Genomic DNA, 11,809 nt, shown 5'->3' with positions numbered 1-11,809 from the left:
CGTCCCAGTGTCACCGGTGACGCCGCCGGCGTCGCGCTGGGTTTAGGTGAGGCGGCCGGCCTTGTCGGCGATCAGGGCTGCGCCGACGATGCCGGCCTCGTTGGTGAGCGTCGCCGGCACCACCTCGGTCGGGACGTCGAGGTACGGCAGCCACTTGTCGGGACGACGGCTCACTCCTCCGCCGACGATGATGAGGTCGGGCGAGAACAGGGCGCACACGTGAGTGAGGTAGCGATTCACGCGGCCGGCCCACGCCTTCCACGACAGGTCGTCACGATCGCGGGCGCTGGCGGCGGCCCGCTGCTCGGCGTCGTGGCCGTCGAGCTCGAGATGCCCGAGCTCGGTGTTGGGCACGAGGATGCCGTCGATGAACAGCCCCGAGCCGATGCCGGTGCCGAACGTGACGACGAGCACGACACCGGCACGGCCCTTGCCGGCACCCCAGCGCATCTCGGCGAGCCCGGCCGCGTCCGCGTCGTTGATCACGTGCACGTCACGACCCGATGCCTCCGTGAAGACGGCGTCGATGTCGGTCCCGATCCAGGACTCGTCGATGTTGGCGGCGCTCGCCGCGACGCCGTTGCGCACGATGGCAGGAAACGCCACACCGACGCTGCCCGACCACTCGAAGTGCTCGACCAGCTGGCGGACGACGGCCGCCATCGACGCCGGTGTCGCCGGCTTCGGCGTGGCGATCTTGTAGCGGTCGGCCGTCAGCTCGCCGGTGGCGAGGTCGACCGGGCCGGCCTTCATGCCCGAGCCGCCGATGTCGATCCCGAAGGAGATCACTGCTGGGGAGGTGGTGCCAGTTTCGATGTGCCGACGGTACCGTTCGCGGCGCCCGCGGCGTGAGCCGCGATGACGTCGGCCGCGGCGGTCACGTCGTCGACCAGGGCGATCGACCGTTCGAAGTCCCGGCCGGTGGCGAGCGCGCGTAGCAGCGGCCAAGCCGGTACTCGCTCGGTCCAGTGTTGCCGCCCGACGAGCACCATCGGCGCGGCGAGGCCGGCGTCGGCGTAGAAGTTCTCGCACGCGTCCTGGAACACCTCCTGGACGGTGCCGGCGGCGCCGGGGAGGAACACCACCCCTCCGGTGCACCGCTCGAGCAGCGTCGCCTCGCGCACCGAGTTCTGGAAGTACTTGGCGACGTGGCTGGCAAAGAGGTTGGGCGGCTCGTGGCCGTAGTGCCACGTCGGCACCCCGAGGCTGGACGCCCCGCCGGCCCATCGGGTGCGGACGGCCTGGGCGGCTTGGGCCCAGGCGCCGACCGACGGCCGGAACGACGGCACCGCAGCGAGCATCGCGGCCGCCTCCCCGACGGCGTCGGGCGGGGCGGTCGAGAGATGGGCGCCGAGGTTGGCCGCCTCCATCGCCCCGGGCCCGCCGCCCGTGGCGACGAGGAAGCCGGCCGAGGCGAGCAGCCGGCCGAGCTCGGCGGCGTCGGCGTACGCGGCGTCACCTCGCTGGACGGCATGGCCGCCCATCACGCCGACCACAGGGCGCCGATCGGCCGCCAGCCACGAGTCGAGTGCCGCCCCGATGGATGCGTCGTGGAGGGCCTTGGCGACGAGCTGCTCGGCCCCACCTCGCTCCTGCGACCAGGCGTAGACCCGCGCGTCCGGCGTCGCCGGGTACCCGGCGGCGGCCAGTCCGTCGTAGAGCTCGTCGGGCCCGTAGAGCGCAGAGCGGAACTCGTCGACGGGCGCCCCGGGGACGTCGGGGTACACGAGTGCACCGCCGGCTTCGAGGTGCACGATGGCGGGCGCCGCGAGTCGGGCACCGAGGAACAGCGCCCCGGCCGGAGCCAGCCGCAGCAGCACGGACGTGCGCTCGGTCAGGTCGACGTGGCGGACGCGCCAGCCGTCCATCGAGCGGGAAAAGGCCGCCACGGCGTCGAACTCGCCGAGTGAGTCGATGTCGACGACGCGGCGGTGCAGCCGCGACGACGGGTCGGTGGTCACCGCTCCGTCACACCTTGAGCGACTTGCCGATGATCTCCTTCATGATCTCGGTGGCCCCGCCGTAGATCCTGGTGATGCGGGCGTCGGCATAGGCGCGGGCGATCGGGTACTCGTTCATGTACCCGTAGCCCCCGTGGAGCTGCACGCACATGTCGGCGACGCGGCCCTGCAACTCGGTGCACCACCACTTGGCCATCGCCGCCTCCTCGGCCGTGAGCTCGCCGGCGTTGAGGGCGAGGATGCAGCGGTCGACGAACGTCTCGGCGATCGTGATCTCGGTGACCATCTCGGCCAGCTTGAACCGGCTGTTCTGGAACGATCCGATGGACTGGCCGAACGCCTTGCGCTCCCTCACGTATTCGATCGTCCAGTCGAGTGCGGCGCGTGCGGCCGCCACGCCCGTCACGGCGATCGAGAGGCGTTCCTGGGGCAGCTTGCCGACGAGCTGGAGGAACCCGCCACCCTCCTCTCCGAGCAGGTTGGCGACCGGCACCCGGGCGTCGGTGAAGAACAGCTCGGCGGTGTCCTGGGCGTGCATGCCGATCTTGTGGAGGTTGCGACCGCGCTCGAAACCGGGGGTGCCGCGCTCCACGACGAGCAGCGACATGCCACGGTGCCGTTCGGTGGGGTCTGTCTTCACGGCGGTGATCACGAGGTCGGCGTTGATTCCGTTGGTGATGAACGTCTTCGATCCGTTGACGATGTAGTCGTCACCGTCGCGGATCGCCGTCGTGGCCATCGACGCCAGGTCCGATCCCATGCCCGGTTCGGTCATGGCGACGGCGGTGATCAGCTCCCCGGACGCGATGCCCGGCAACCACCGCTGCTTCTGCTCGTCGGTGCCGAGGTCGAGGAAGTACGGCATGCAGATGTCGTTGTGCAGCGTGAGTCCGAGCCCGGCGCTGTTGACGCCGGCGCGCTGGATCTCCTCGGCGATGACGGCGTTGAACCGGAAGTCCTTGATCCCGCCGCCGCCGAACTCCTCGGGGACGTCCATGCCGATGAAACCGCTGGCTCCGGCCTGCTTGAAGAACTGTCGATCGACGATCCCGTCGGCCTCCCACCGCTCGTGATGGGGCACCGCCTCCCGTTCGAGGAACGTCCGGAACGCCGCCCGGAATTGATCATGGGTGTCGTCGAACAACGTGCGAAGCATGGTTGTCATTGTACGATTCGGCCCGAGTCCGCTTCCGGGTCGCGGTGGCGGGCGACCGGTTCCGCGCCTGGGCCGGCAACGACAGGAGACGACGAAGCAACGTGGCCGAGCTTGCAACAGAGCCTGAGGCGCCGCTGATCACCCGCCTGCGGGTGCCCAAGACCGCCGAACTCGTGGCCGACCATCTGCGCCGTCAGATCGTTCGTGGCGAGCTGCACGAGGGTGAAGCGCTGCCATCGGAGGTCACGCTCACCGAGCGCTACGGCGTCTCCCGCCCCACGCTGCGTGAAGCGTTCCGGGTGCTCGAGGCCGAGCAGTTGATCACGGTCCGCCGCGGGGCGCGAGGCGGTGCGATCGTGCACGAGCCGAGCGCGTCGATGGTCGCCCGCTACGCCGGATTCGTCCTCGAGCACGCCGGCTCGACGCTGGCCGACATCTGCGAGGCTCGCGTCCAGATCGAGGGACCGTGCGCGGCCCAGGCGGCCCGGCGCCGCACGCCTGACGACATCGCCCGGCTTCGTGCCGCGGTCAGCCAGTGCGAACTGGTGGGCCACGATCACCAGCGCCTCGTCGTGCAGTCGAGCGACTTCCACGCCATGGTCGTCGAGATCGCCGGCAACAAGACGGTGATGCTCCTGCACTCGATGGTGCGGGCCATCATCGACATGGCGAAGTTCCGGCGCTTCGCCGAGACGATCGAATCGTCGGCGCGGCGCAAGGCCTTCAGTCACGGCGGCAGCGCCCACAGCCTGCTCGTCGACCACATCGAGGCGGGCGACGCCGACGCCGCCGAGTCCCTGTGGCACCGCCATCTCTCGGCGTCCAACCGACTCCTCCTCGAACTCCCCGGCAGTCACGACCCCATCGACCTCTTCGATTAATTGCGTTCCCCGGCCACGCAGGCCGCGTGAACGGCTCGGTCGGAGCAAGCTCCTCCCTCGCCTTCACCGCTCGCGACGCGGCTCGTCAGGTGAGCTGCTTGACGGCGTGGGTCTCGCCGTCGTCGATGTGGCCCGTCGGCTCGTAACCGCGGGCGAGGTACATCGGGGCGGGTGAACCGGGGCCTTCGGCCCACGAGACCTCGATCGCCGTCGCGCCCTGCTCGCGGCAGCGCCGCTCGAACTCGTCGAGCGCGGCCGCGCCCACGCCGCGTCGCTGATGCATCCGGTCGATCAGGAAGCGCCAGAGGTACGGGTTGGGATGGGCCTCGGTCATCTCGGCCGCCATGATGAACCCGGCGATCTCGCCGTCGGCTTCGATCGCCCGGTACCAGGTCTCCAGACGGGCGCCATCGACGGTCGGCGGGATCAGGGCGTCGCGAAAGTTCCCGAGCATCGGCGACACGAACCGCTCCTGCGATTTGTGCGTCGACAGCAGGGCGACGGCGCGGCGGTTGTGTTCGGTGATCGGCACCAGCCGAACCGAGTCCGGACGGTGTCGCGGCCGCCCACGCCAGGCCTCGTCGTCGGCGCGCGTCATCCCGTAGAGCATGTCGTCCGAGCATTCGTCGCCGACCCAGAACGACTCACGCGTGAGCCCCTCGAAGCGGAGCCCGCACGCCTCGAGCACCCGAGCCGACGGGGCGTTGTCGGGATGCAATGACGACTCGATCCGGGTGACGCCGAGCTCGTCGAAGAAGTAGCGAACGAGCGCCTGTGCCGCCTCCGTCGCATAGCCCCGCCCCCAGTGGTCGGGGTGGAACGTGTAGCCGAAGTAGGCGACCCGGCCGCCCCAGCGGAGCTCGGCGACGAGATCGCCGAGGATCCGTTCCGGCGACTCGGCGTCGACGACGGTCAGCGTCCAGAACGTGCCGACGGCGAAACCGTCCATCGCCGCCGACCTCGCCATCGACGCCTCGGCCCGCTCGCGGGTGTAGGGCATCTCCCAGTCCTGGTAGCGGGCGACCTCGGGGAGCCGGCGGCGCTCGAACGCGGCCTCCGCGTCGCTGATGAGCGGAGCACGCAGGATCAGCCGCTCGGTGCGGATCGGTTGGAAGGCCATCGCTCGACCGTACGCGGATCGCCTCGCATCCGCCGGACGACTTTCGGCGAGGTTCAGCGAACGGCGCCGAGGGCGCGCAGCACGAACGTCGTCGTGGCGTCCGTCTCCCGCTCGATGTCGTCGTGTCCGAGCGAACCGGCGCGGTTGATGCACGCCGACACCAGCGGCAGCGCGGTGCCGACGTCGGCGTCGAACGACCCGTCGCCAACGCCGTCGGCGAGGATGCCCCGCAACGTGTCCTCCATCGAGTGCACGTGATGCAGGAGGCGCTGGTAGGTCTCCGGTGACAGCAACACCTGCAAGCTGCGTCCCGGCGGCAGGTGGTTGCGTGAGATGTAGCGGAGTTGGGCGGCGATGTAGACGCGCAGCCGGTCGGCGGGCGTGCCGGCACCGGCGAGGTCGGCGGCGAGCCCCTCGGTGAACGACGTGACCTCGGCCTCCGTGAACGCCACCACGAGGGCGTCCTTGTCGGCGAAGTAGTTGTACATCGTCGTGCGGGACATGCCGGCCGCGGCGGCGACATCGGCCAGGCTGACGGCGTCGTAGCCCCGCTCGTAGACGAGCGACGAGAAGGCGGCGAAGATCGCGTCTCGGGTGGCCTGCCGGTGCGCGGCCACGGATCCTCCGGTCACCCTCGGCATCGGGCCATGGTGCCACAGGCCCATGCGACCCACCGGGCGGGGCGCCGTCGTGAAGAAGCGAGGCACTCCACGCCGTTTCGTGACAGACTGTCGTAATGGTGCCAACCAACCTCGACTCCGCCCCCGTCGACGTGGCGTTCTCGGTGGCATTGAAGGACGCCACGCAGGAGTTGCACGACGCCGCCGAGCGCTCGCCGTTCATCGGACGCCTGCTCGGCGGTGAGCTGCCGGTCGACGACTACGCACGGTTCCTCGCCCAGCTTCACGACGTGTACGAGGTGCTCGAAGAGGCGGCGGCGCAACTCGCCGACGATCCCGTCGCCGGGCCCTTCGCCGAGCCGGCGCTCACCCGCCTGCCCTCGCTCACGGCCGACCTCGAGCTGTTGGGCGGCGCCGGCTGGCGCCAGCGCTTCGCCCCGACCGCCGCCACCGATGCGCTCGTCGACCACCTCAGGGCGACCTGCTTCCACTGGCCGGGCGGTTTCGTCGCTCACCACTACGTGCGGTATCTCGGCGACCTGTCGGGCGGCCAGATCATCCGCCGCATCCTCGAGCGGGTCTACGGCTTTGCCGACCGCTACCCGTCGGGACCGGCGCACGCCGGCGTCCGCTTCTTCGTCTTCGAGCACCTCGACAACGGCGTGCAGTTCAAGAAGCGCTACCGCGAGCTGCTCGACCACGCCCCGTGGGATGCCGCCGAACGGGAGCGGGTCGTCGCCGAGGCGAACACCGCGTTCCGCCTCAACACCGCGGTCTTCGACTCGCTGGGCGGCTGAGATCCTCCGAGATCTCGCGGCAAAGTGGTCGGTCGATGACCACTTTGCGGGCGCACCATGATCGTGAGGCAGGTCAGCGGACCGGCCCGACCGACACGCAACACAAGGAGCGCCACTGTGGACTTCAAGCTGGAACTCGTCTTCGTCCCCGTCACCGACGTCGACCGGGCGAAGGACTTCTATGTCCGGGCCGGCTTCAACCCCGACCACGACCACCGGGTGTCCGACGAGGTCCGCTTCGTCCAGCTGACCCCGCCGGGCTCGGCGTGCTCGATCGCGCTCGGCACCGGGCTCACCGAGATGGCGCCGGGCTCGCAGAAGAACCTGCAGGTGGTGGTCGACGACGCCGATGCCGCCCGCGCCTTCCTCGTCGAGCGGGGCATCGAGGCCACCGAGGTCCAGGACCTCGCGTGGGGCCGCTTCACATGGTTCGCCGATCCCGACGGCAACACCTGGGCCGTCCAGCAGCTCCCCGACTACTCCGCCGGCTGATCCCGCCGGTGCGATGAGCGATGAGCCCGCCCAGCGGGCTCATCGCTCATCGCGCGGCGAGCGACCCGCTGGCGTCGAGGCGAGCGAGGAAGCGGACTGCGGCCTGGGCCGATTCGTGGCGCCACAGCGCCACGACGTCGGTCGGGTCGGGGTCGCCGTGCGCCGCCGCCAGTTCGTCGACAGCCATGCGCTGTGCCGCCACGAGCGCCGACGTCTCGATCCCGCTCGCCTCGGCGAGGACGAGCTTGAGCAGCAACTCGCTGCGGAGGTCGCGCAGGTGCAGGACCGGAGCGACGACCCACTGACGAAAGCGCCGACGCCCCAGCCGGGTCGGGGCGAGGATCGTGCGGTTCCCGCCGGCGGTGCCGGGCTCCTCGCCGACCGCTTCGGCGCAGCCCTTCACCACGAGCTGATCGAGCGCCCGGTAGGTGAGCGGCCGCGACATCGTCCACACTCGGCCGACGTCGCCATCGGGCTTGAGCCGACCGGCGACGGCGAAGCCGTGGGTCGGGCCCTGACAGAGGATCCCGAGGCACGCCCACTCACCGAGCAAGAGGGTGGGCTGCGGACCGGACACGGGCTGACCGTAGCGGCCGCCCGCCAGTGGTGTCGGTTGCGAGTGGCGACAAGTCAACCGTTGACTATTGTGCGGGCATGCGTCGACTCGACCCGATCTCCCGTCTCGGCATCGCCGCGACGGCCGTCACGACCGCCCTCGCCCTGACGCCGGCCGCCGTGTCCGGATCGAGGTCCAGCGAACCGACGAGCGGGCTGGACGGCGATCTCACGGTGTTCGCCGCGGCGTCGCTGACCGACGCCTTCGAAGCGATCGGTGAGGCGTTCCACGTGGCCAACCCGGACGTGGACGTGACGTTCAGCTTCGCCAGCTCGTCCGACCTCGCCGGCCAGATCGTCGAGGGTGCGCCGGCCGACGTGTTCGCCTCGGCCGACCAGAACAACATGATCAAGCTCGTCGACGCCGACGCCGTCGGCGACGAACCGCAGACCTTCGCCACCAACTCGCTGGCCATCATCGTCGAGCCCGGCAACCCGGCGGGCATCACCGGTGTCGAGGACCTCGCCGACCACCCCGACCTCATCGTGGTGTCGTGCGACCCCGAGGTGCCGATCGGCGCCTACGTCCAGGACGTCTTCGGCAACGCCGGCGTCGAGGTCGAGATCGACTCGTTCGAGGAGAACGTGCGGGCCGTGTCGGAGAAGGTCGAGCTCGGCGAGGCCGACGCCGGCCTCGTGTACGCCACCGACATCACCGCGGCGGGCGACGCCGCCGAGGGTGTGGAGATCCCCGCCGACATCAACGTGATCGCCGAATACCCGATCGCCACCACCGCCGAAGCCGGCGACCCCGAGTTGGCTGCGGCGTTCGTCGAGTTCGTCCTCGGCGACGGCCAGGCCGTGCTCGCCGAGTTCGGCTTCGGCGCACCCGACGCCCCGCCAACGTCCATCCCGCCAGCCACAGCGCCGGCGACGACGGGTCCGTGACCGCGCCTCGCCGCCGGAAGGACCCGACGGCCCGGCAGCGGCTCCCGCTGCCGGCGCTCGTGCTCGCCCTGATCGCCGTCGCCTTCTTCGCCCTCCCGTTCGTCGGGATGCTGTGGCGCACGCCGTGGTCGCGGTTCTGGGAGGTCCTCACCGGCTCGGGGATCGGCACGCCGCTGCGCATCTCGATCACCTGCTCGCTCGCGGCCGCCGGCCTGTCGCTCCTGTTCGGGGTGCCGCTCGCCTGGCTGCTCGCCCGCGCCGACTTCCCGGGCCGGAGCGTGGTCCGGGCGTTGTGCACGCTCTCGATGGTGCTGCCACCCGTGATCGGCGGCGTCGCCCTGTTCTTCGCCATCGGCCGGCGAGGCGTGCTCGGGCAGTACCTCGACCGCTGGTTCGGGATCACGATCCCGTTCACCATCTGGGCGGTCGTCATCGCCCAGACGTTCGTCGCCATGCCGTTCCTCGTGCTCACCGTCGAATCGGCGCTGCGCTCGTTCGACAGCCGCTTCGACGAAGCGGCCCGAACCCTCGGCGCGACGCGCTGGTACGCCTTCCGGCGCGTGACCCTGCCGGCCATCGCCCCGTCGGTCGTCGCCGGCACGGTGCTCGCCTGGGCCCGGGCCCTCGGGGAGTTCGGCGCGACGATCACGTTCGCCGGCAACAACCCGCGGACGACCGAGACGATGCCGATCGCCATCTACCTCGCCCGCGAGCGCGACCAGCCGACGGCCATCGTGCTCAGCCTCGTACTGATCGCCGTGTCGTTCGTCGTCCTCGTCGTTCTGCGCGACCGCTGGATGAACGGGGGCGGACGAGCGGCACCCGGTACCGTCGCGCTCGCGTGAGCCTCGACATCGACCTGTCCGTCCGCCGCGGCTCGCTGCAGGTCAGGCTGGCGCTGACGGTGGAGCGGGGTGAACTCGTCGCCGTGCTCGGCCCCAACGGAGCGGGCAAGTCGACGCTCCTGCGCTGCCTGGCCGGACTGCTGGCGATCGACGACGGCACGGTCCACCTCGACGGCGCCACGCTGGACGATCCGCGCGCCGACGTGTTCGTGCCGCCCGAGCAGCGCCCGGTCGGCGTCGTGTTCCAGGACTACCTGCTGTTCCCGAACCTCTCGGTGCTCGAGAACGTCGCCTTCGGCCTGCGCGCCCGCGGCGTCGGGCGAGCCGAGTCGAGGGCCAAGGCGATGGAGTGGATCGAACGAGTCGGCCTCGCCGACCACGCCGGAGCCCGTCCGGCCTCGATCTCGGGAGGCCAGGCCCAGCGCGTGGCCCTCGCCCGGGCGCTGGCCACCGATCCCCACCTCCTCCTGCTCGACGAGCCGCTCGCCGCGCTGGACGTGTCGACGCGCAGCGACGTCCGCCGCGATCTGCGAAGGCACCTGGAATCGTTCGACGGCGTCCGCCTCCTCGTCACCCACGACCCGGTCGACGCCTACGCCCTCGCCGATCGGGTGGTCATCCTCGAACACGGGACCGTCACCCAGACCGGCCCCCTGGCCGACGTCGTCGCCCGCCCCCGCACGCCCTACGTCGCCGACCTCGTCGGGCTCAACCTGATCGCCGGCGAGGCGAACGGCGACACCCTCGTGACCGGCGAGTCCGGCAAGGTGGTCGCCGCCACCCACGACGCGACCGGTCCGGCGTACGCCGCCATCCGGCCGCAGGCGGTGTCGCTCCATCGACGGCACCCCGAAGGCAGCGCGCGCAACGTGTGGGAGCTGACGGTCGACCACGTCGACCAGCACCACGACCGCGCCCGAGTGCGGCTCGGCGGAGCGCTGACCCTCGTCGCCGAGGTCACGCCGGCAGCCGTCGCCGAGCTCGACGTGCGCGAGGGCGAACGGCTCTGGGCGAGCGTCAAGGCCACCGACGTCGAGCTCTACCCCCGCTGACACCCCGGCCCGGGTCACCTATACCGGCTCCGGCACCGGCTCCGGCACCGGCTCGACCTCCGTCGCCACCCAGGCGCCATCGACCACCGGTCGTGCCCGCCACGCCCGCTCGATGTGACGCGTCATCGCCGGATAGACGATCGCGTAGCGAAACGGTTTGATGAGCGCCATGTAGAGCCGGCCCAGCGGGCCCTTGGGCTTCACGAGCACCGCCAGCTGCCCGCGGTACCCACCGTCACCGTCCGCCACCCACCCGAGATGCACGACACCGTGCATGGTCGAGTTGACCATCTCGGCGGCGTACTCACGCTCGAGGCAGAACAGCGTGGTGAACGGCGAGCTCGCCGGCTCGTCGACGCGGCCGGTCGTGGCGGCCAATGCGGCCGGGACGCGGATCCGCAGCGACGGGGACCAGCCGCTCGCCGCTTCGCCATCCCAGCCGAAGACCCGACCGAGCATCCAGCGAAGTGCGAACAACGCCCTCGCCGCCCGCGCCCGCCCGCCGTTCTCGAGATCGAGCGTGTGCATCAGCCCGACGAAGTGTTCGAAGTCGTCCGCCGTGGCACCGGGCGTTCGGAGGACCCAGACGTCCTCGAGGCGGAAGTCGTGGGCGATCTCGTGGATCCGCCACGGCTGCGAGGTGTGTGCGCTGGCCAGCGTTCGGCCCATGTTGCCTCCGTCAGTTCGGCGTCAGATCGGTCAGTGCCCTGTGGTGGTTGACCGACTGTCGGTCGGTGACCGACTGCTGGTCAGTCTGCTACCATCAGGCCGTGGACGTCAAGCCCCTCCGGGTCCGCCAGGCCGAGGCCACGCGATCGCTCCTCATCGACATCGCCCGGCGCAACTTCACCGAGCGCGGCTACGCGGCGACATCGATCGACGACGTGATCCGCGAGGCCGGCGTGGCCCGCGGTGCCCTCTACCACCACTTCCCGGGGAAGGAGGCGCTGTTCCGCGCCGTGTACGAGACGGTGGAGGCCGAGGTGGTGACCAAGGTCCTCGCCGCGGCTGCTGCCCAGACCGAGCCGATGGCATCGGTGCGCGCCGGCCTCGGCGCCTTCCTCGATGGCTGCCTGGAGCCGGCGTTCCGCCGGATCGTCGTCCTCGAGAGCGTGTCGGTCCTCCAGACCGGTGTGCTCGAGGTCGGCATCGACCCCGTCGAGCTACCCATGCTGCGCCGCGTGCTCGATCCGCTCCTCGGCAGCGCCCGCTTCGGCGAACTGGCGCTCGACGCCCTCGCCTACGTGGCGCTCGGCGGCCTCTACGGTGCGTCGCTGTTCATCGCCCGCGCCGACGATCCGGCCGTCGCCAGGACAGAGGTCGACCTCGTGCTCGACACGCTCGTCGCCGGACTCGTGCGCGGCGCGGACTCCTGAGCGAAC

Annotated in this window: 14 protein-coding genes; 7 read left to right on the top strand and 7 right to left on the bottom strand. The window is 70.8% G+C overall.

What is annotated here, in order from left to right; translation table 11 throughout:
* Nucleotides 1-42: 42 nt before the first annotated feature.
* Genes ppgK through DN771_RS21370 form a run of 3 tightly spaced genes read right to left on the bottom strand, consistent with a single transcriptional unit; the run spans nt 43 to nt 3,117 of the window.
* Nucleotides 43-789: a polyphosphate--glucose phosphotransferase gene (ppgK, locus tag DN771_RS30540; RefSeq protein ID WP_116999591.1), complete on the bottom strand. Its 747-nt coding sequence runs from the start codon at nt 787-789 to the stop codon at nt 43-45.
* On the bottom strand, nt 786-1,961 hold the full coding sequence (locus DN771_RS30535; RefSeq protein WP_116999590.1) for an LOG family protein: 1,176 nt from the start codon (nt 1,959-1,961) through the stop codon (nt 786-788). The genes ppgK and DN771_RS30535 overlap by 4 nt, the downstream gene beginning before the upstream one ends.
* A 7-nt stretch (nt 1,962-1,968) precedes the next feature.
* A complete protein-coding gene (locus DN771_RS21370; RefSeq protein ID WP_116999589.1) occupies nt 1,969-3,117 on the bottom strand; it encodes an acyl-CoA dehydrogenase family protein in 1,149 nt (382 codons plus the stop codon).
* Nucleotides 3,118-3,218: 101 nt separating this feature from the next.
* Here DN771_RS21370 and DN771_RS21365 point away from each other — a divergent pair, with 101 nt between their 5' ends.
* Nucleotides 3,219-3,998 carry a FadR/GntR family transcriptional regulator gene (locus DN771_RS21365; RefSeq protein WP_205528701.1) on the top strand — a complete coding sequence of 260 codons (780 nt, stop codon included), beginning with the start codon at nt 3,219-3,221 and terminating at the stop codon, nt 3,996-3,998.
* Nucleotides 3,999-4,083: 85 nt separating this feature from the next.
* On the opposite strand, the gene DN771_RS21360 is transcribed toward DN771_RS21365, so the two are convergent.
* Both DN771_RS21360 and DN771_RS21355 read right to left on the bottom strand, forming a co-directional pair.
* Entirely contained in the window at nt 4,084-5,118 is a 1,035-nt protein-coding gene (locus tag DN771_RS21360) for a GNAT family N-acetyltransferase (RefSeq protein ID WP_116999588.1), read from the bottom strand.
* A gap of 53 nt (nt 5,119-5,171) precedes the next feature.
* Nucleotides 5,172-5,759 (bottom strand): TetR/AcrR family transcriptional regulator, encoded by a 588-nt coding sequence (locus tag DN771_RS21355; RefSeq protein WP_162942227.1) that lies wholly within the window; start codon nt 5,757-5,759, stop codon nt 5,172-5,174.
* A 95-nt stretch (nt 5,760-5,854) separates the two neighbouring features.
* Between DN771_RS21355 and DN771_RS21350 the strand changes: the two genes are divergently transcribed.
* Together DN771_RS21350 and DN771_RS21345 are read left to right on the top strand one after the other, a co-directional pair.
* Nucleotides 5,855-6,535 (top strand): biliverdin-producing heme oxygenase, encoded by a 681-nt coding sequence (locus DN771_RS21350; RefSeq protein ID WP_116999586.1) that lies wholly within the window; start codon nt 5,855-5,857, stop codon nt 6,533-6,535.
* A 117-nt stretch (nt 6,536-6,652) separates the two neighbouring features.
* Nucleotides 6,653-7,027, top strand: coding sequence for a VOC family protein (locus DN771_RS21345; RefSeq protein ID WP_116999585.1), 375 nt, complete (start codon nt 6,653-6,655; stop codon nt 7,025-7,027).
* 46 nt (nt 7,028-7,073) lie between these two features.
* Here the strand turns inward: DN771_RS21345 and DN771_RS21340 are convergent, their stop codons facing one another.
* On the bottom strand, nt 7,074-7,604 hold the full coding sequence (locus DN771_RS21340; protein ID WP_116999584.1) for a PadR family transcriptional regulator: 531 nt from the start codon (nt 7,602-7,604) through the stop codon (nt 7,074-7,076).
* Nucleotides 7,605-7,681: 77 nt separating this feature from the next.
* Between DN771_RS21340 and modA the strand changes: the two genes are divergently transcribed.
* From modA to DN771_RS21325, 3 genes are read left to right on the top strand one after another with little or no spacing between them, the layout of a single operon-like run.
* Nucleotides 7,682-8,530, top strand: coding sequence for a molybdate ABC transporter substrate-binding protein (modA, locus tag DN771_RS21335; protein ID WP_116999583.1), 849 nt, complete (start codon nt 7,682-7,684; stop codon nt 8,528-8,530).
* Entirely contained in the window at nt 8,527-9,375 is an 849-nt protein-coding gene (locus DN771_RS21330; RefSeq protein WP_205528700.1) for an ABC transporter permease, read from the top strand. The genes modA and DN771_RS21330 overlap by 4 nt, the downstream gene beginning before the upstream one ends.
* Complete coding sequence (locus DN771_RS21325) at nt 9,372-10,427, top strand: sulfate/molybdate ABC transporter ATP-binding protein (protein WP_116999582.1); 1,056 nt, start codon at nt 9,372-9,374, stop codon at nt 10,425-10,427. Before DN771_RS21330 ends, DN771_RS21325 begins: the two co-directional genes overlap by 4 nt.
* A gap of 18 nt (nt 10,428-10,445) precedes the next feature.
* Here DN771_RS21325 and DN771_RS21320 read toward each other — a convergent pair whose 3' ends face one another.
* Nucleotides 10,446-11,096 (bottom strand): DUF2867 domain-containing protein, encoded by a 651-nt coding sequence (locus DN771_RS21320; protein ID WP_116999581.1) that lies wholly within the window; start codon nt 11,094-11,096, stop codon nt 10,446-10,448.
* Between the two features lie 101 nt (nt 11,097-11,197).
* Between DN771_RS21320 and DN771_RS21315 the strand changes: the two genes are divergently transcribed.
* The gene (locus DN771_RS21315; RefSeq protein WP_162942225.1) at nt 11,198-11,803 is read left to right on the top strand and encodes a TetR/AcrR family transcriptional regulator; all 606 of its coding nucleotides are present in this window, start codon (nt 11,198-11,200) and stop codon (nt 11,801-11,803) included.
* Nucleotides 11,804-11,809 lie beyond the last annotated feature (6 nt).

It is taken from the genome of Desertimonas flava (assembly GCF_003426815.1).
Lineage (GTDB): Bacteria > Actinomycetota > Acidimicrobiia > Acidimicrobiales > Ilumatobacteraceae > Desertimonas > Desertimonas flava.
The sequence above is the reverse complement of the archived record's forward strand: the minus strand, read 5'-3'. Positions and strand labels throughout refer to the sequence as shown.